This window comes from Kitasatospora sp. NPDC052896 (assembly GCF_044547075.1).
Taxonomy (GTDB): Bacteria; Actinomycetota; Actinomycetes; order Streptomycetales; family Streptomycetaceae; genus Kitasatospora.
In genome coordinates this window covers 206032-225114 of the sequence record NZ_JBITZU010000010.1, presented here as the reverse complement: position 1 = coordinate 225114, position 19083 = coordinate 206032, and the positions used below count along the sequence as shown (strand labels likewise).

15 protein-coding genes and 2 pseudogenes are annotated in these 19083 nt (G+C 69.8%); 10 read left to right on the top strand and 7 right to left on the bottom strand.

Features of this window, described 5'->3' with window-relative positions; genetic code table 11:
• Positions 1 to 208: 208 nt before the first annotated feature.
• Positions 209 to 1204 (top strand): SDR family NAD(P)-dependent oxidoreductase, encoded by a 996-nt coding sequence (locus tag ACIGXM_RS22310; RefSeq protein WP_396563479.1) that lies wholly within the window; start codon positions 209 to 211, stop codon positions 1202 to 1204.
• 517 nt (positions 1205 to 1721) lie between these two features.
• Here ACIGXM_RS22310 and ACIGXM_RS22305 read toward each other — a convergent pair.
• Positions 1722 to 2150: pseudogene (locus tag ACIGXM_RS22305) on the bottom strand (helix-turn-helix domain-containing protein); the annotation flags it as partial.
• A gap of 380 nt (positions 2151 to 2530) precedes the next feature.
• Here ACIGXM_RS22305 and ACIGXM_RS22300 point away from each other — a divergent pair.
• Positions 2531 to 3034: a hypothetical protein gene (locus ACIGXM_RS22300; RefSeq protein WP_396563477.1), complete on the top strand. Its 504-nt coding sequence runs from the start codon at positions 2531 to 2533 to the stop codon at positions 3032 to 3034.
• On the top strand, positions 3031 to 3429 hold the full coding sequence (locus ACIGXM_RS22295; protein WP_396563475.1) for a transcriptional regulator: 399 nt from the start codon (positions 3031 to 3033) through the stop codon (positions 3427 to 3429). Before ACIGXM_RS22300 ends, ACIGXM_RS22295 begins: the two co-directional genes overlap by 4 nt.
• Positions 3430 to 3697: 268 nt before the next feature.
• On the opposite strand, the gene ACIGXM_RS22290 is transcribed toward ACIGXM_RS22295, so the two are convergent.
• Both ACIGXM_RS22290 and ACIGXM_RS22285 read right to left on the bottom strand, forming a co-directional pair.
• Positions 3698 to 4363, bottom strand: a complete 666-nt coding sequence (locus tag ACIGXM_RS22290; RefSeq protein ID WP_396563473.1) for an SMI1/KNR4 family protein — start codon at positions 4361 to 4363, stop codon at positions 3698 to 3700.
• Positions 4364 to 4464: 101 nt separating this feature from the next.
• Positions 4465 to 4998, bottom strand: a complete 534-nt coding sequence (locus ACIGXM_RS22285; protein WP_396563471.1) for a MarR family winged helix-turn-helix transcriptional regulator — start codon at positions 4996 to 4998, stop codon at positions 4465 to 4467.
• 220 nt (positions 4999 to 5218) lie between these two features.
• Here ACIGXM_RS22285 and ACIGXM_RS22280 point away from each other — a divergent pair, with 220 nt between their 5' ends.
• The 4 genes from ACIGXM_RS22280 (at position 5219) to ACIGXM_RS22265 (ending at position 10720) form a co-directional block, all read left to right on the top strand.
• Complete coding sequence (locus ACIGXM_RS22280; RefSeq protein WP_396563469.1) at positions 5219 to 6289, top strand: alkene reductase; 1071 nt, start codon at positions 5219 to 5221, stop codon at positions 6287 to 6289.
• A 440-nt stretch (positions 6290 to 6729) separates the two neighbouring features.
• A complete protein-coding gene (locus ACIGXM_RS22275; RefSeq protein WP_396563467.1) occupies positions 6730 to 7872 on the top strand; it encodes a beta-propeller fold lactonase family protein in 1143 nt (380 codons plus the stop codon).
• A gap of 386 nt (positions 7873 to 8258) precedes the next feature.
• Entirely contained in the window at positions 8259 to 9752 is a 1494-nt protein-coding gene (locus tag ACIGXM_RS22270) for an alpha/beta fold hydrolase (protein WP_396563465.1), read from the top strand.
• A gap of 398 nt (positions 9753 to 10150) precedes the next feature.
• Entirely contained in the window at positions 10151 to 10720 is a 570-nt protein-coding gene (locus ACIGXM_RS22265) for a nucleoside deaminase (protein ID WP_396563463.1), read from the top strand.
• A 466-nt stretch (positions 10721 to 11186) separates the two neighbouring features.
• On the opposite strand, the gene ACIGXM_RS22260 is transcribed toward ACIGXM_RS22265, so the two are convergent.
• Entirely contained in the window at positions 11187 to 11822 is a 636-nt protein-coding gene (locus ACIGXM_RS22260; protein WP_396563461.1) for a choice-of-anchor C family protein, read from the bottom strand.
• A 132-nt stretch (positions 11823 to 11954) separates the two neighbouring features.
• On the bottom strand, positions 11955 to 12341 hold the full coding sequence (locus tag ACIGXM_RS22255) for a hypothetical protein (protein ID WP_396563459.1): 387 nt from the start codon (positions 12339 to 12341) through the stop codon (positions 11955 to 11957).
• A gap of 1089 nt (positions 12342 to 13430) precedes the next feature.
• On the opposite strand from ACIGXM_RS22255, the gene ACIGXM_RS22250 reads away from it, so the two are divergent.
• Positions 13431 to 14174 (top strand): IPT/TIG domain-containing protein, encoded by a 744-nt coding sequence (locus tag ACIGXM_RS22250; protein ID WP_396563457.1) that lies wholly within the window; start codon positions 13431 to 13433, stop codon positions 14172 to 14174.
• A gap of 499 nt (positions 14175 to 14673) precedes the next feature.
• Here ACIGXM_RS22250 and ACIGXM_RS22245 read toward each other — a convergent pair.
• A pseudogene (locus tag ACIGXM_RS22245) lies at positions 14674 to 14871 on the bottom strand (zinc ribbon domain-containing protein); the annotation flags it as partial.
• A gap of 1199 nt (positions 14872 to 16070) precedes the next feature.
• Positions 16071 to 16571 (bottom strand): IPT/TIG domain-containing protein, encoded by a 501-nt coding sequence (locus tag ACIGXM_RS22240; RefSeq protein ID WP_396563455.1) that lies wholly within the window; start codon positions 16569 to 16571, stop codon positions 16071 to 16073.
• A gap of 797 nt (positions 16572 to 17368) precedes the next feature.
• Between ACIGXM_RS22240 and ACIGXM_RS22235 the strand changes: the two genes are divergently transcribed.
• Positions 17369 to 17578, top strand: coding sequence for a DUF5988 family protein (locus tag ACIGXM_RS22235; RefSeq protein ID WP_396563453.1), 210 nt, complete (start codon positions 17369 to 17371; stop codon positions 17576 to 17578).
• A gap of 121 nt (positions 17579 to 17699) precedes the next feature.
• Positions 17700 to 19034 carry a beta-ketoacyl synthase N-terminal-like domain-containing protein gene (locus tag ACIGXM_RS22230; RefSeq protein ID WP_396563451.1) on the top strand — a complete coding sequence of 445 codons (1335 nt, stop codon included), beginning with the start codon at positions 17700 to 17702 and terminating at the stop codon, positions 19032 to 19034.
• Positions 19035 to 19083 lie beyond the last annotated feature (49 nt).

Here is a 19083-nt window from a genome sequence, read left to right as displayed (position 1 = left end):
GTGGATTTCTGCCACTTGATCTTGATTGGTGAGGGAAACTGCGGCCGTTGCCGCGCTGGGCCCGCGCAATGTCGGTCGGCTGTCAGTGGGAACAGCGGCCTGTCGGTGGGATGTGAGTGGCTCCGGGGACCGTGGGATCCGGGCGTGCCCGACTGTGAAGGTGCGGCCCCGCCCGCCTCCAGATCACACCGAACTCCGGGAGCCCGCCATGCCCTCCGTACCCCAGGCCCCACAGTGGGACGTTCACCGACTGCCTCACGCCGAGGGAAAGAGCTTCCTGGTCACCGGCGGCAACGCGGGCATCGGGTACTTCGTCGCCGAGCAGCTCGCCGGCACCGGGGCCACGGTCGTTCTCGGCAGCCGCGACAGAGCGAAGGCCGAAGCCGCGATCGCTTCCATCAGCTCGTGCGTTCCCGATGCCAAGGTGGAGCACCTTCCCCTGGACCTGGCCGATCTCGCTTCACTCGAGGCATCCGTGGACGCGCTCGGGCTGGACCGCCTCGACGCGGTCGTCTACAACGCCGGCGTGGCACTCGACAATCCACCGCGCCGCGAAACCAAGGACGGCCACGAGCTGATGTTCGCAACCAACCACCTGGGGCACTTCGCGCTGACCCACTGCCTGGCCCCCCTGCTCATGGCAACCCCGGGGAGCCGGATCGTCACCACCGGCAGCTTCGCCGCCAAGTCCGAACGCCTGGACCTCGACGATCTCCAGAGCACGAACGACTACCAGCCCAAACGCGCCTACGCGCGGTCCAAGTTGGCCCAGATGCTCTTCGCCCTCGAACTCGACCGCCGCCTGCGTGCCGCCGGCAGCACGACGCTGAGCGTGGTCGTCCATCCCGGCGGCGCGCTCGACTCCCTCACCCCTTCGCGCCCGCCAGTCCATGTCCGGACCACGGGCGAGCGGCTGCGCCACCTACCGCTCGGCCTTTTCGTCCAGGGCAAGGACGCTGCCGCATGGCCCGCTGTCCGGGCCGTGCTCGACCCGAGCGTCCGCGGCGGCCAGATGTGGAGCCCCCGAGCGTTCGGACTGCGCGGTACGCCCAGGATCGAACCCATCTGGAACAATCTGGCCGACACCACGACCGCGGCGCGTCTATGGGCGGCCAGCTGCGACTTGACCAGCACCGACCTGACGTTCACCCCACCGACCAGGTTCAGCAGGACAGAAGGCCAGGCGACCGAGTTCGGCGAGTAGACGCCTCGGCTGGATGAGACCGGACGAGCGGGCAGAACCGTTTGCCAAACGCTCTCGTGGCACAGGACAGTCCCGGCCACCACGAAGGCGACCGGAGCCGGTGTCACGTCCCGGTCGCCCTGGTCCACGTCTCAAATGATCTGGTCCGATTCACTCGTCGCCCCGGATGATCCGGTCCGTTGGCGAAGTACAGGGTCAGTCTCGTCGTTGTCGGCGAAGTCCCACACGCCCGGCCGATCGGACCTTGATCTCACCGACTCGGGCAGCCTGTGGAGCGACTTCAGTCGAAGTGGACGAGGGCGGGCCAGAGTTGAGCCCAGGTGCCGTACGGCTGGCGGCAGACGTAGATCGCGGCGTGGTGGTTCGTCTCCTCGTCGTGCACCCCGTTCATCCGGATCGGGGCGACTTCGGTGACCCCGGCCCACGCCCGGTGCAGCTGGTCTGGGCCGAACTCGCCCACGCACAGCGCGACGTCCGGGCGTCCGGGTGGCGGACCCCAGAGTGCGTACGTGTTCTGGCCGACGCCCTGGAAGCGCACGCGGGTCACCGGGTCGTGCGGAGTGGAGTCCCAACGGCAGCCGTCACCATCCTTGGGGAAGTCCACCGTGTCGAACCAGTTCACACCCCGAAACCGCGGATAGCCAGGCTTCTCACCGGACTTGACCCGGCGGAAGAACGCCACGAACGCCTTGTCCAGACGGCGCAACGTGGCCTGCTGCGAGGAGAACGACCAGCGGCCCTGACGCTCCGGGTCGAACGCCCGGATCCCCTTGAGCTGCGCCGACTGATCGCCGTAGCGGACGTTGGTCCTGGAGACGTGCCGGTAGGCGTCGCGACGCCCCTGCAACGCCCCGTTGTAGAGCGAGCAGTGATCACGCAACATCTCGGTGAGCGCCTGCTGCTGACCCACAGTGGGCCGGATCAGGAACTTGTACGCCCGGATCACCCGACCCACCCCCCTTCTCGGTTCAGTGACCAACATGCCACACCCCACCGACAACAGGCACGACCGAACCTGATCCCCACCCCGCAACGGAGAGACCACCGCCGCTCCACGGCTCCGAGCCAAAAATGCACTCCCTCCCCGGCTGAAGCTGGGGACACCCTGCAAGACCCGAGATGGACGAACGCCGCTCCCCGAAGTGAACGGAGCCAGCCCACTGAAACCGACCTGCCACGGTGACCGAGGCCGCGCCATGGAGCACTACGCGTGGGGGAAGTAGCACCTTCAGGGCCGGGGGCGTGGTCCTTCGCCACCTACTTGCCTGGCGGGAAAGTAGGCACTACTTTCTCTACAGGAAAGTAATCACCCGAGGGGAGAAGAGCATGAGTACGCCCAGCCCTGCCGAGGCCCGGGATGCGCTGACCCGTGTCCGCGAGGCCCGCCTGAACGCCGCCGAGTCGCTGCGCACGCCCTGGTGGCTGTGGGCGGCGGCCGGCGCTGTCGTTGCCCTGCCCCTCGCTGCCAACGACTTCGGCTCCGCCGTCGAGGCGGTCACCAATCTCGGCTTCGGCGCCCTGGCCGTCGCCTGGGTCGTCGCCGGGCGGCGCAGCCCGCGCGTGGCCGCCGCCTCCGGCGCCCTGCACCGCAGCGCCCTTCCCGGGTACGCCTGGCTGCCCGTGCTGCTGATCGGCATCATCGCCGTCGTCGTCGAGCACTTCGCCCACCCCGCCGTGTACCGCGTGTTGACCGGCTCCGACATGCCCGCCTGGATCCGCGAGCACCCGTACACCACCGCGGCGCTCCCGTACGCCGTCCTCAGCATCGCCGTGGGCCTGCTGTTCAGCGCGGTGCTGCGGCGGATGGCCCGCCGTGCGGCGATCCGATGAGCGCGACCGGACCGGCTGCCGGCGTCGTCCCCGGATTGGAGCAACTCCTCCTGGATCCGACCAGGTTGACCATCGTCTCCCTGGTGTCCGCGACCACCTGGTGCGAGTTCGCCTTCGTCCGCGACCATGCCGGGCTGAGCGACTCGGCGCTGTCCAAGCAGCTCACCACGCTCGGCGGCGCCGATCTCGTCGAGATCCGCAAGGGCCATGTCGGGAAGCGGCGTTGCACCTGGGTGCGGGCCACCGACGTCGGCCGGGAACGGCTGCGCGCACACGTGGCCGGGCTCCAGCAGATAGCCGACCGCGCCGGGCGGGCCGCCGCGAACCGCCCCGACGATGCCGCCGACACGGGCGTCGACCCCGGTGCCGATCCGCAGCGGCCTCACACCGGCTGACCCGCGCCCCGTCCAGCCCAGGGTCGTTCCCGTGATACTCGAAAGGCGGACGATCCTCGCGGCTCGATTGAAGGTCAGAGCCGCCTCGCCCGCTCCGCCACCCGACTGCGCTCCGCCGCCTCGGCGGCCTGGGCAGGGTGCGGTTGAAGCGTTCGACTTTGCCGTTGGTCCGGGGCCGGTAGGCGCGGGTGAGCTTGCTGAGCGCTTCGGTCGGCGGGCCCGAGCGTCGTTGTTGGCGGGGCAGCGATGTGGCGGGAGACCGAGAGGATCAGATCTCCGAGCGTGAGTCCTGGGCGCCTGGGGCGATCGTGGTCGTTGGGGCCGGCGTCAGCGGATCGCCGTTGAGCTCCGATTCTCCCTCGAACGACCACCACAGCTCCCGGTCAACCGTGAGGTACGGCGCCCAGAAGCCAACCTTGCCGCCGAACTCGAGCACGTCCGCGACCTCGCTCAGATAGGCGGCCAGGCTCGGCCAACCACCCTCGAAGGAACCCGTGTTGTCGTGTGCCGTGCTACCGAGTCGCCCTTGCTGGGGTCCATCGCGCATGTCGATGACCTGTGCGTCACCGTCGCTCTGTGCCCAGGGGATCCACTGGCGATGCCACCAGGGTTCGCCTCCCTCTTCGTGCGGCTCGCAGAGATCGGGGTCGTCGCCGGCGATCTCCACGCACATCCGCCAGTGGGCCACGATCTCCGCGACGGGTAGCGGGGGCTGCTCGGGAAAGATGTTGGCCCAGGCCGTGATCCCGTTGTGGCAGCGGAGCGACTCCAACAGATCCGGCGGGAACCGCAAGCCCATCTCGGACTGGGCCGACTCGATCGCGGCCGGGTCGGCAGGCGGGGCCAGGAGCGCATGGGACGCTGGCGCATGGGTGCGTAGCCAGGCGTCTATGCGGGCCCACGATGCCTGAACTCCTGGTTCCGTGATGGACATGGCGTCGATTCTGACGCACGCCGCCGACAGAAGATCGACGAGCCTCAGGGCCGCAGCCCGATTGAGCGCAGTAGCCCCGGCGGCTCGTACCCGGACAGGCCCTAACGCTCCGGGGTTGCACACACGGGGTCGGCGGCGGCCTGGACGAGGTTCTGTTCCAGGCGTTCCAGGGTGTGCAGGGCCGCGGTGCGTTCGTCGGTGGTCAGGCCCGCGGTCACGAGGTCCTCGAGCTGGCTCCAGCTCTGCTCGACCTCGCGGCGCAGGGCGTGGCTGGCCGCGGTGGGTTCGACGAGGGATGCGCGCTTGTCGGTGAGGGAGGGGCGGCGGCGAACGAAGCCGGCTTGCTCCAGGCGCTGGATGGTACGGGTCATGGTGGCGGCGTCGGAGTCCATCAGGCGCACCAGGTCGGTCTGGCGCTGGGGGCCGAGTTCCCACAGGTGCATCATGACCAGTTCCTGGCCCGGGTGGAGGCCGATGCGGCGCAGCAGTTGTCCGGCGAACATGCGGTGCAGGCGGGCGAGGCGGAAGATCGCGTGGCTGATGGGCCCGCCGCCGGCGGCGGCCGGCACCGGAACGCTCGCCTCCTGTGCCGTTCCCGCGGGAGTCTTCCCGGTCTCCGGCGTGGACTGTGTCATCTCTTCCTCGCTTCACTGGCTGAGCAGCTAACTCTACCGCCTGGCCGCAACCCCCCATGGCACCTCTGCCCCCAGCGTCCGATTTTCCCTGCTGAAGGCATGTGTCATGCATCACATGGCGCCGGGGAATGGCTTTCCAATATTTACTTGTTCGAACAGGTACCTGTTACGGTGGACACGCCGAGGCCACCACCCGTCACTCCTTGCGAGGGAAGAGATCATGACCACTGCTTTCGATCCGATCGTCCTGGGCGGCCGCCGCCTGGCCAGCCGTATCGCGATGGCGCCGATGACCCGCAGCCGTGCGTTCGGGCCCGGTGCGGAGCCGACCGAGCTGATGGCGACGTACTACGCGCAGCGCGCCGGCGCCGGGCTGATCGTCACCGAGGGCATCCAGCCCTCGCCGGTCGGGCAGGGCTACCCCGACACTCCCGGTCTGCACACGTCCGGGCAGGTGGCGGCGTGGCGGACGGTGACCGACGCCGTACACCGGGAGGGCGGGGTGATCTTCGCGCAGCTGATGCACACCGGCCGGATCGGCCACCCCAGCCTGCTGCCCGAGGGCCTGGTGCCGGTGGGTCCGTCGGCGGTGCCCGCCAAGGGCCAGGTGTTCACCCACGAGGGCCCGAAGGACTTCGTGACGCCGAAGGAGCTGGGCGAGGCGGAGATCCGGCAGACGATCGACGACTTCGTCGACGCGGCGAAGGGCGCCGTCGAGGCCGGGTTCGACGGTGTGGAGATCCACGGCGCCAACGGCTACCTGATCCACCAGTTCCTCGCGCCGAACACCAACCAGCGCGCCGACGCCTGGGGCGGCGACGTCGAAGGCCGGATCCGCTTCGCCGTCGAGGTCACCACCGCCGTGGCCGAGGCGATCGGCGGCCACCGGGTGGGCCTGCGGATCTCGCCCGGCAACCCGTACAACGACATCGCCGAGGACAACCCCGGCGAGACCTACGGGGCGCTCCTGGAACGGCTCGTCGGCCTGGACCTGGCCTACCTGCACCTGCTGGAGGGCCCGGACCGCGACCTGACCACGCGGCTGCGCAGGGCCTGGCCCGGCACGTTCGTCCTCAACCCCTTCACCCACCCCGAGGCCACCGGCCCCGACGCCCTGGCCCTGATCGAGGACGGAGCCGCCGACATGATCGCCTACGGAGCGCTGTTCCTGGCCAACCCCGACCTGCCGGCCCGCCTGGCCACCGGCGGCCCGTTCAACACCCCTGACCCGGCCACCTTCTACGGCGGCGACCACCGCGGCTACACCGACTACCCCACCCTCACCGCCTGAGCGGCGAGCCCACCCGCGCGGCTTCATGCCGATACACCACCGGCGGCCGCACCTGCTCGCCCGCAGGCGGGGCCACTCGGACGAAATGGTGTCGAACCGCCATATTTCATACTGCGGCGCTTACGCTGACGCGCGGTGGCCTGTGCTCTTTGAGGGCCTGTCAGCACGGCCGGCGCAGCCACCTCGGGCCGGTGAGGCGTCAGGGCACGCGGCTGTGGGCCCAGGTGGTGGCCGCGGTGGCTGCGCCGGCCGTGGCGGTCGCGTGTGCCGTCATCGCACGGCCCGTTCCGACCCGGGTGCCTGCGTCGCCACCCTTTTGGGTTCTTCGAGCGAGAGGTACGGCGATGATCAGTGGTGGGAATCGACGACTGCCCGGCCCGGCCCGGCAGGATACGGACCTGGGCCGGGCCCCGCGGTGGGCGGCGCGGGCACGCGCCCTGATGGCGGGGCTGGTTCTGCTGGGGGCTGGGGCCCTGCCGGTGACCGCGGCCACCCCGGCCCGGGCCGCGACGTCGGGGACCTTCGCGTACGTCGCCAACCAGGCCGGCAACAGCGTGACGGTGATCAACGCGGCCACCAACACCGTCACCACCACCGTCCCCGTCAACGACCCCCAAGCGGTGGCGGTCACCCCGGACGGCACCCGCGCCTACACCGCCAACGGGCCCTTCAACACCGCGTCCGTGATCGACACGACCACGAACACCGTCACCACCACCATCCCCGTCGGCAGTTCCCCGATCGGAGTGGCGATCAGCCCCGACGGCACCACCGCCTACATCACCAACCTCGACGGGAACAGCGTGTCGGTGATCAACACCGCCACCAACACCGTCACCACCACCATCCCCGTCGGCAGCTTTCCGATCGGGGTGACGTTCAGCCCGGACGGCACCACCGCCTACGTCGCCAACAGCAACTCGGGCACCGTGTCGGTGATCAACACCGCCACCAACACCGTCACCGCCACCATCCCCGTCGGCAGCAGCCCCCGGGAACTGGCGGTCAGCCCCGACGGCACCACCGTCTACGTCGCCGACGGCGGCTCGAACAGCGTGTCGGTGATCAACACGGCCACCAACACCGTCACCACCACCATCCCCGTCGGCATCTTCCCCATCGGGGTGGCGGTCAGCCCCGACGGCACCACCGCCTACGTCGGCAACTTCACCTCGAACAGCGTGTCGGTGATCAACACCGCCACCAACACCGTCACCACCACCATCCCCGTCGGCACCAACCCCAACGGGGTGGCGTTCAGCCCGGGCGGCACCCGCGCCTACACCGCCAACGGCGGCTCGAACAACGTGTCGGTGATCGACACCGCCACCGCCACCGTCGTCGCCACCGTCCCCGCCGGCACCAACCCCTTCGGGGTGACCACCGCCAGGGTCCCGGTCGTGGCCGCCGCCAGCTGCCCCACCGGCAGCGTGATCACCGGCGGCGGGTACCAGCAGAGCGGCGGCGCCGCCCCACCCGTCCAGGTCACCAACCGACCCGCCGGCAACACCTGGCAGGTCCTCGCCGACAACCAGAGCAGCAACTACACCAACGTCACCCCCTACGCCCTCTGCGCACCCTGACACCCCCGAGCCCCCCGCAACCAGCGCCTCGACAGCCGGAGCGCGGCCGCGGGGGTTGCGGCGTCTTCGCGCATCCGGCGGCGCGGCTCCTGGCAGGCGCGGTGGTCGGCAGGCGGGGTGGTCGGCAGGCGGGGGCCGGGCTGGCTGCGCGGCGGGTGGAGGGGATCGACTGCGGGGTGCTCGGCCAGGAGCGCCATGATCACTGACACCTGTGGCCGCCTTGTTGTCGAGGCCCCACACCGCCCATGCGTGCGAGCCTTTAACCCGAATGTCTGATTCGGGACCTCCCGAGGGCTGACATGCCCTCAGGTGTTCGCGCCAGAAAATAGATTGGGTACGACCTGTCTGGCTTGTTCGATGATCGAGCGAACACTCGAGGAGTGACCATGACGGAAGACCCGAGCGTACTGCCGCCCGGCGTGACCATGACCCTGGCCGCGATCGCGGCGACCGGGGCGACCCCGCGCCCGTCCGGGGAGACCCTGGCGGTGCAGAGGCAGCGCATCTTCGACGGCATCGTCCAGCAGCTCTCCGACACCACCCTGGCCACGCAGGGCACATGGCAGCTGGCCTGGCTCGGGCTGAGCCCGGACAACGCCAACATGGCGTACATCGCGAAGGGTCCCTCCGGCTCGAGCCAGTTCGCCGTGGTCGTCCGCGGAACGGTCGGCAACGCGATCGACATGCTCGAGGACCTCGACGTCGGCACGGTGGTCCCGTTCACGGTCGGCGGGCCGTCGCCGGTCTCCGTCTCGAAGGGCGCCATGACGGCGTTCACCCAGGTCGTCAACATGACCGACGAGTCCTCGGAGGCCGGCGCCGGCCTCGTGCAGGCGCTCACCTCCCTGCTCAAGCCCGCCCCGGGAGCGACGGTCTACGTGGTCGGTCACAGTCTGGGCGGCTGCATCGCGACCATGCTCGCGCTGTACCTGGAGGCCCAGACCTGGAACGACTCGCCGCAGTTCGCGGTGAGCACCTTCGCCGCCCCCACCGCCGGCCTGAAGGACTTCGCCAACCGCTTCAACTCCGTGAAGTGGGCCGTGTACCAGGGCTACGTCAACAAGTACGACATCGTGCCGCTGGCCTGGGCCAGTCTCGACGCCGCCAAGCAGTGGTACCCCGCCCCCGGTCCGGTCGCGCCCCCGGCCGTCAAGGACATCCTCATCCCGGGGATCAAGGGCCTCAGCGGGCCCAACGAGTACGTCCAGCCGGCCACCACCCTCTCGCCGCTGAACTCGGACTACAAGACCTACGACCCCAAGGTGCTCAGGAGCTCGACCCAGGACTTCCTGGCCCAGGTCGCCTTCCAGCATGCCAACCCCACCTACCTGAAGCTGCTGAATTCCCCCGCGCCGGCCCCCGCGCCGGTGGTGGACAAGATCAGCCCCCGCGTCGGTGTCCCGGGCACGCAGATCACCATCACCGGCAGCGGCTTCGACTGGCAGAGCACGGTCGACTTCGGTACCGTCCCGTCCGTGCCGCCCAACGTCGTCAGTGACACCCAGATCACCGCGATCGCGCCCGACGGCGGGGTCGGTGTCGTCGATGTCCGGGTCACCAACAACCTGGGCACCTCCCCGGCCGTGCCGTTCGGGCAGTTCGCCTACGGCGGCCCGGAACCCGTGGTGGTCACCGGCATCGTCCCGGACAGCGGGAAGCTCGGAACCAGCGTCACCATCAACGGCGTGGGCTTCGCCGGTTCGCCCACCGTGTACTTCGGTGACCGCACCGCGACTGCCACGGTCGTCTCGCCGACCCAGATCAAGGCGACGGTGCCGCTGCCGGATCCCAAGCAGCCCAAGACCGTCGACGTCAGAGTGCGGGTGAACGGCTACCTGTCTCCCGCCGTTCCGGTCGACGAGTTCACCCACACCGGCTGACCCGGAGCCCGATCGGCTGTCCTGCGGACCGGTGCCGCACCGGACCGCGGACGCGGGGACGACGACGGTGGTGGTGCCCGGCTTCGGCGCCACCGCCTTCGTCTCCCCCTCGGCGGGCGAGGCAACAGGCGATGGCCGAACGTGCAAGGCGGAGCCGTCCGAAACCTGGTGGACCCGGGAAGCGAGGCGGGCAGCGACAGGCCGTGCCCGGTAGCGGTCGACGGGACCCGCGACGTCCTCGGCCTGTGGGCCGGAGACGGCTGCGAGGGCACCAGGTACCGGCTTCAGCTGTCGCCCCGCGGCTTGCGGAAGCAGTCAACCGGGCTACGCTGACAAAGGGGATCAATGGGCTGAAGCATGACACTCGCCCACATGGCGGGCCGTTTGGAGGTCGTGTCATGGACAACCACAAGGCTTTCCTGGAGGAAGCCGTCCGGCTGGCCATCGAATCCGCCGAGAACGGCTGGGGCGGCCCCTTCGGCGCCGTCCTCACCCGGGACGGGCAGATCATCGCGCGCGGCCAGAACCGGGTCCTGCTCACCGGCGACCCCACCGCGCACGCCGAGGTGGAGACCATCCACAAGGCCATCCAGATCCTCAATCCGGAGTCGCCCTCCATTCCCGAAGACCACCAGGACGAGTCGACCCTCGAGTACATCCCCCGGCCGGAAGGATCCAGCGACCCGGTGCCGGAACGCGCCCGGATGCTCAAGGGGTGCTCCATCTACATCAGCGGCGCCCCGTGCCCCATGTGCATGAGCGCCATCTACTGGGCACGGATCGACCGCGTCTACTTCTGCCGCGACCTGGAGGACACCCGGAAGATCGGGTTCGACGACGCCTTCCAGTACGAGGACTTCCAGAAGCCCTACGACCAGCGGCGGATCCACATCGAGCAGCTCTACCCCGAGCTCGGCCTGCCCGCCTACCAGGCGTGGACGGACAAGCCGAACCAGCATCCGTACTAGTCGCGGCCGAGTGGCACGGGCGGAGACCGGCGTTGTGCCGGTCTCCGCCCGCCCTTCACGGACGTGTGGGTGGTCTACGGGTGGTAGGCCTGGGTGATCGGGGTGATCACGTTCTGGCTGTTGGCCGTGATGAGGTACTGGTTGCCGAAGCAGGCGCCGGGTGCGGCCACGGCGCTCGGGTTGTGCAGGCAGTCGTCCTGCTGCTTCCGGACAACCCCGCATCGTTGTCGCAGCCGTACCCCTCGATGAACCTGCCGCGAACGCTCCGGCGGATGGCATCCCGATCATCCAGTGCGACTGTGACGGTGCGTCCAACCGGCGGTCCTCGGATGAACGCCTCGCGGCCACCGTCCCGTTCACGGCGGTGATCGTCCCCACCCTCGGAGAGCGGCCCGGACCACCTCCCTCCGCCCCAGCACCAACGCTGGGGCGCTGGCGGCGGGGCGGCGGCGGGTGCCGGCCGCTGTCAGCCGCAGGAGGAGCAGGAGCAGCAGGGTTGGATGCGGACGTCGTCGATGACGGGCCCCGCGTCGCTGTTGGGGGTGGTGCTGGCGAAGGTGACGGTGGTGGAGGCGTTGGTGGCGATGAAGGTGAACTGCCGGTACACGTAGCCCATGTTGGCGAACGTCTTGCCGGTGACGTCGAAGGAGAAGTCCTGGAAGTCCTGTCCGTCGATGAGGGCCTCACCGGTCTTGACGGTCGGTGAGGCGGCGGGGTTCCCGGCGAGTGCGTAGGTGACCGTGTAGCACTTGCCGGAATCGGTGCTGAAGGTCTGGGCGACGGCTCCGGTGTTGGTGCCGTTGAGGTCGACGGACTGGTCGCCCTCGGCGGCCTGCCAGTAGCCGGCGCCGATCAGGTCGACCGTGCCGCTGGTGACCTGCCAGGGGCCGATGGACTGGCCGGTCGTGAAGTCCTGGAAGGTGTTCGCTGCCACCCGGGGCGTTTCGAAGCTGCCGTCGTCGAAGTGACTGGGCGTCACAACGGGTGCGGCGGGCTGGGCCGTGCGGGTGTCGTGGAGCGGTGCGGCAACGGCCGTGGTGCCGGCACCGGCCAGCACGACGGCCGCGGCAACGGTGGCCGTACATTGACGGATGGTGAGCATGGTTCCTCCCGGCAGAGGGCGGTGGGATATGCCTCTGACACGGTAGGTACCGCCCACCCGCAGCCATATCACTCGAACGAGTGAGGACAGCTCGTACACCAAGCACATGCGCGGCAGGCGTACGCCCCGCGCTCAGAGGGCGGGCTGCCAGCCGGGAAGGCTCGACCGCCAGGGTGGCGGCCGACGTCTTCCAGGTCGGTGACGTTGTTGCCGATGTTGGCGACGATCGTGTTGCCCTTGGTTCTCGATGTCGGTCCGCATGTCGGTCTTGAAGTCCTGGACGGGTTCAAACAGATCGCCCAGGTCACGGCCGTAGAGTCCGTCCACCGGGTAGCCCGCCTTGAGCAGGGTGAACAGGGGGATCGTGACAGAGGCGGACAAGTGTGCCCGCAAGGTGGCGGTCACCGGGGTGTCCGGCGCGATGCCGGTCGGTGCGAGGCCGTCCTGGGTGACGGTGGCCGCGGCGCCGGCGCGACCGGGGAACGCGAGAATGAGCGGAACAGCCGCGAAGAGAATCACGATCCGTTTCTTGGCGGGTATCAGCCACACTCTCTTCCGAGCGTGGTTCATGACGGCCGGGAATGCTCTGCCCAGTGAGTTCCCGCCGCGACGATCAAGACGTCACCCGATTCGGACCAGCACCATGCTCGCACGCAACGCGGCCTCCGGTCCCGGGATGCCGCATTTCGAGGTATCTCATATATCCGGGACATTGGCCTTGCTCCGTGGAATTCCTCGGCTATACCGCCACCGTCATTCCCGCGCGACTCTCGCCCCGCGACCGCCACACCGCGCCCGGGCCCATCACGGTCTTCTCCGGGCCGACCTCCCTTGACCAGCTCGTTCCTGCAGGTGTTGGTGATCCGTTCCTCTTCCCGCTCCGGGACCACGCCGCGGTCGGGGCGGGCCGGGGTCCGCAGGCGTTCACGGCGTCGGCGGTCGGCATCGGCTTCGTAATTGACTGGGCGTCGGTCACAATGTGCCTCGAGGGTGACGGCTTGCGGCCGTCGTACGCGGGGCGCGTACGGTTTTCCTGCATTTCTTTCACGCTCGTCCATTCGGGTGACTGGCCGTCAAGGCTATTGCCGGCGTTATCACTCGATGGGTTACTGGTTCTCGTTCGAACCGGTGGGCCGCCCATCCCTCTCGGGGAATTGCGCAAGGCCTGCCTGGTGATCCGTCCCGGAGCGTGGGGACGGCACAGCCCGGTGCCGCAATGGGCGGTCCCCGCGGAGGACATGAAGCACCGCCCCGTGCCCTTGGTGGGCACGGTCCGGGGCAGCGGCTCACGCCACTCCGTCTGGGGGCCGCTGTGCGAACTGTCCGCATCTCGTGCGTGATCCGCGTCCGCGTCCCCCTCCTTCGCCCGGGAAGTGGCCCCGCGAGCCTGTTCCGTGCGGTGACACGGACTGCCCGCGGGGCCGCCGGAATCGCATCGGGCGACCACACCCCGCCTGGCGGTACGGCCTGGTGCGGCAGCTGACGCCACCACCGTCCATCGGGGCGGGGACCCCGGCGGTGACCGCTGCGGACCATCGGTGGCCAGCACGGCTGGTCGGTCCCGGCGGGTCACCCGCCAATCGCAGGAGTCAACGAAGGAGTCCATCCATGCCTATCTCCCCCGACCAGGGATCCACCGGTGGCGGGACGACGGTCACCATCACCGGAACCAACCTCAGCGGCGCCACGGCCGTGCACTTCGGCTCCAACCTGGCCACCATCACCGCCAACACGGCCACCTCCGTCACCGTCACCTCCCCGTCCGGGAGCGGCACGGTCAACGTCACCGTCACCACCCCCGGCGGGACCAGCAACCCGCTGCCGTTCTACTACGTCGGCGCGCCGTTCAAGTCCAGCCTGTCCCCCGTCTCCGGTGTCACCGCGGGCGGCAACACGGTCACCATCACCGGCACCGGCCTGTCCACCGCCACCGCGGTGGACTTCGGCACGGTCTCCGCGACCCCGACCGTGGTCAGCGACAGCCAGCTGACCGTCACGGTGCCGGCCGGGACGGCGGCCGGGCCGGTGGGTGTCACCGTCACCACCGCGGGCGGCACCAACAACGGCCTGTCCTACACCTACGTCAACGCGCCCACCCTCGGCACCCCGGTCCCCGCGAGCGGGCCGACGTCCGGCGGCACGGCCGTGACCCTGCCCGGCACCAACCTCACCACCACCCAGTCGGTGACCTTCGGTGGCGCCACGGCGCCGTTCAGCGTCATCTCCGACACGGAGATCTCCGCCGTCACCCCGCCCGGGACCGCCGGAGCGGCGGACGTCGTGGTCACCACCACCGGAGGCTCCGTCACGCTGACCGGTGGGTTCACCTACACCGCCGGCCCCGGTATCTGACCCGCGATCCGGGTCACCGGCGGCCCGGTCCCCGAAACCGGGCACACCGACCGCCTGTCCGGGCAGGGCGCCCCCCTTCTCCTGCCCGGGCAGGCCCCACCCCCCTTTGACGAGCCCCGGTCCGCCTCCCCTTCCAGGCCGGCCGGGGCTCCCCTCCGAGCAGACACAGCGCGGGCCATCCCGCGAAGGCGCCGATCGCCTCCACCGCGAGGCTGCTGACCGTTCGCCCCTGCGGGGAAGGCCGGGCCTCGGCATGCCCGCGGACGCCCCGTGGGACGAGCCGGCCGGTCACCCCGGCGGGGCACGGAGTCGTCGACGTGACAGCGTCCTCCTGGGGATGTTCGGGTAGCACCCGGAAGCCGGGTTGGACCGCGCAAGTGATTCTCGAATGACGCGCCAGATGCCTTGGGGCGGCTGCACGGACGCTCGCCGATTCGGGTGCTGAAGGTGACTCCTCCCCCCGCGTGGACGCGGGGGCTTCTCGCTGACCCTTCCGGGCGTCGCGGCGGACCAGCCCGGCCCGTAGCACGTTGACGGCTCCCACCGTGTCAGCGTGCGCCTCGTGGCCACGGCCAACGCAGCGGAAGGTGTCCCGTGTGGGCCGGTTCTCCGCCGCGACGTGCCCGCAGGGCGGGCAGGTGCGCGAGGTGTTGCGGGGGTCCACGGCGATCACTTCCCGTCCGGCGCTTTCGGTCTGGGCCTGCGGGCCTGGCGGTACACAGACCCTGACGAACCTCGACGTCGCGGTCACCGACAACGGACCCGGCTCGCCGACGGTCACCTGCCCCACCGGTCCGCTGACGCCGGGCTCCTCCGAGACCTGCACCGCCACCTACGCCACCACCTGCGCCGACGTGGCCGCGGGGAAGGTCACCGACACCGCGACGGCCGGATCCGCACCTCGGAGGGCAGCGGGAACGAAGCGTCGGACGCTCCGCCATATGGGTGACTTGGCGGCCCGAGTCCTTGTCAGCGGTTTCACTCCTCTGGGTTACTGTCTGTGTCCAAACCGGCGGGCCGCCCATCCCTCTCCGGGGGAACGTGGCAGCCAGCTTGCCTGCCGCCCTTCCTCTCTTGGGGAAAGACGGCGGGCGAGCCCTGGTCGCGATGGGCGCCCTCGTAGAGGACTTGGATCCACCAGCCGGTGTCGGTTCCCGACATCGGCTGGTGCGGCGGCTCACATAGGCCCGAGGAGGCGCTATGCGAGCGATCTTTGCGCTGCGGAGCCTGCTGGTTGGCATCGCGACTCGGTGGGTTGCCCCGATTCGATGCCCACGGGCGCCGAGCCGGCCCTGCCCCGCGACGGGCTGGTACTGGTCGCCGGCCCTGACATGGCTCATGCCGCCGCAGGCCGCCGTGTGCGGCCACCGGATCGACCCGGGGTGCTCGGAGGGGACGTCAGCGACGGTGAGCGTGGCAGCGCCACGGCTGTCGGCGGCCCGCGGTCCGGAAGTGACGGCGTACCGCCGAGGGCCCGCGGCTCATGGGCGACGCCGGCGGGCCGGCGGACACCAGGCGGCTCCGGTGGAGGCGGGAGCCGCCGCTCCTGGCGCGGCGCGGGGCGATCGTCCTCATGCTGAAACGCGCCGATCCGCGCCGGCGGGACGAAGTGCCAGGCGTTGTTCGGCGTCATCCGCTCCGAGGAGCGGCACGGCGTCGCGGCGAGGCCGCCTCCCCCGCCACCAGTCCCACGCGGGACCGGCTACGTCCACGCATCATCACGACCCGATGCCCTGAGGGCGTGGGCCGTGATCGGCCCACGCGGGTGGGCTCCGACAGTTCCGTGTCCTGTCGGAGCCCACTCGTCGCCCGAAGGGCGGTCCCGGCGCGTCGTCCGTCGAGGGTCCTTCCTCTCCGGAGAACGCGTCCCCCGGCCCGGGCCTATGCCCCTGCGTCCTACAGGTAGGTGTAGGAGGCGCCGTTACTGGTGCCGGCGCCCGTGGTCACCGTGACCTGGACGGTACCGGTTCCGGGCGGGGAGACGGCCAGGACGGCTCCGTCACCGAGGACGGTGAAGTTGGTGGCCGGGGTGGCCCCGAAGTTCACCGCCGTGGTGCCGGTCAGGCTGGTCCCGGCGATGAGGACCGGGATGCCGCCCTGCGCCAGGCCGATCGGCGGCACCAGCGCGAGGATCACCGGCGCCGACGCCACCTGGTAGGTGTAGGTGGCGGGGTTGCTGGTGCCCGCGGGGGTGGTCACCGTGACCTGGGCCGTGCCCGTTCCGGCCGGGGCGACGGCCGTGATGGCGCCGTCGAACAGGACGGTGAAGCTGGTCGCCGGCGTGGTGCCGAACATCACCGCCGTGGCTCCCGTCAGGCCGGTGCCGACGATGATCACGGAGTTGCCCCCGGTCGTCGGGCCCTGCGGGGGAACGAGCGTGAGGAGAATCGGTGCCATTGCTTTCCTCTTTCCGGTGGAGGACGAGGGACGAGTCGCTCTGGTCGACTTGCCCTGGCGTTTTATTCGACGCTAGGTTCACGGACTTTCAGAAAGCAATGGTCGAACCAGCTCCTGACGGATCGTCAGCTAGTTGGAGGAGGGCGCCTGCCATATTTCGAACACGCCGGGGCGCACTGACTCCAGCTGCATTCCTGGCGACACCTGCCAGCCTTTCGATGCAGTTTGTCGAATTCCGCCCGGCCAGGGATCTGTCGCATGCCCGGCAAGGGAGACCGGACTGCCCGGAAAACATTGATCAGGATAAGATCTTCACGATCCGCATCCGGACGGACGGACTCGCCGGGAGAGCGTCACGCGCAGCGGGATCCGGCACCCGGCACTCGGGGCGCGCAGGCCGATATCGTGGCCGGTCACCCGCCGAGGCCCTCGGCGAACAGGCCGGACACCGGGCCGGCTGATACCAGGAAACCGGCCTTGACCAGGTGATGTGCTGCCGAGAACGGCGGAGATCGACGCGACCGGCAAGTTCGCCCGGCCAGGTCGCGCCAGTGGCCATTTCCCCGGCCGAGCTGCATAGTATGTCTATTTTGAAAGCTCGCCAGGATTCCTTGAGTGAATCCTCTGACCGAGCCGTAGCTCGCATCGGATACGCGCCCCCGATTCACCCCTCCTGCTACCGGGCAAGTTTGGTTGACATCGACTTGTGGCGGGTACGAGCAAACCACGTAAATTCGTACAGGATTTGAATTCTCGACAAGGCCGACATTGCGCCGGCCTGCGCGTTAGGCGGCATCATGTCTCGTTCGTTTCTCGTGCTGCTCAAAGGCGGTCCGAGTGACCTTCCGGCAATCTGGGAGATCCCGGACGGCGAGGTCGAGGATCGACTGAAGATAGCGCACGGGAACGGCTACGAGCATTTCGAGTTCTGCCAGGAGTACGACGACGTCGGGGGCGAGCCGATGCCCGTCTACCGCTGGTCGTATCGAACGGCCATCGCGGAGTAGCTCCGCTCCCGCACGACGGCCCACCGCACCGCTACTGACACAGAGGTGAGCATTGATGAGCGGCTTCTCCCTCGCAGGGACCGGGGCGATGATCAGGCGTCTTGGCCGTACGCGCGGTGTCATGAGCGGGCGGCGGCCCGCCGCGGGCGGCACCAGCGCTCGTGACACCATGGTCACGGGCATGGGGTTCTGCCTGCCCGGTGAGAGTTCGCCCGTGTTCACCGCGGGCGACGTGTGGGACGTGGCGTCCCACGGACGGTCCTGCCTCAAGCACCACGGTGTCTACTACGGCTCGGTCGACCTGCCGGCCACCGCGTTCGAGGAACGTCTGCCCGATCTGCCGGGGATCTTCTCCCAGCACTACACCGACGCGCACCGCTTCGGGCTGGTGTCGCTGGTGGAAGCCTGCGCGGACGCGGGACTGGACATCCGCGCCGGTGACCTGGCCGACGCCGCGGTGCTGGCCGGACGCGGGGGCATCGACGCCAACGTCCCCAGCTACCTCGCCGTCCTGGAGGCCGACGCCCGGACGACGACCCCGCAACAGGCGATGGAGCTGTTCGTCAGGGCCCAGCAGGGGCTCACCCCGTCCGATGTCGCCCTGGTCCAGGGGGCGTTGGCGCGTACCACCGGCCCCTGCTTCACCGTGTCGTGCGGCTGCGCGTCCTCCGCCGTACAGATCGGCAACGCCCGCCGGATGATCGCCGACGGCGACATCGACCTCGCCGTCGTCACCGGTGTCGACGTCTTCGGCGTCAACGTGATCAACAACGTCCAACGGCTGCTGCACGGCGCCCAACGCAGCTACGAGTCGATCCGGGTGGACGGGATGCCCGAGCTGCTCCCGTCGTTCGACCGGGTCATGCGGCCCTACGACCGACGCGCCGACTGCGTGAACCACGGAGAGGGCGCGGTGACGCTGGTGCTGGAGAGCCGCGAGCGCGCCCACCGGCGCGGAGCCCACGCCTACGGCCAGGTCCTCTCGCACGCCATGACCCGGGACGGCCTCGCCAACCCGCTGGCGAGCGACGAGAGCGGCGCCTCACTCGTGGCCGCCGTCCGCGCGTGCCTCGGGGACCGCTGGACGGTCGACCAGGTGCCCTACATCCACGGCGGCAGCGACGGCGACGTGGTGGTGACCGCCTTCGAGTCGAACGCCGCCGCACAGCTCTACGGCCCTGGCGCGGCGGACCTGCTGATGACCTCCCAGGAAGCCTGTTTCGGCCACAACGGCGCCCCGGCGGGCGCCCTCGGCGTCGCGCTGACGCTTCTCATGCTGGAAAACGGAGAGGTGTGCCCCACGGCGAACTGCGAGGAGCCGGCCGACAACCTCAGCTTCGACCCGGTGCCCGGCGTGACCACCCGTCCGCTCGCCTTCGACTACGCGCTGAGCTGCAACTACCAGATCGGAGGCGTCAAGAGCGCGCTCCTGCTCGGCAGCCCGGACGCCGCCTAGGCCCACCGTCGGACGCCCCGCCGACGCGGGGTGCCCTCACCCCTCCCCG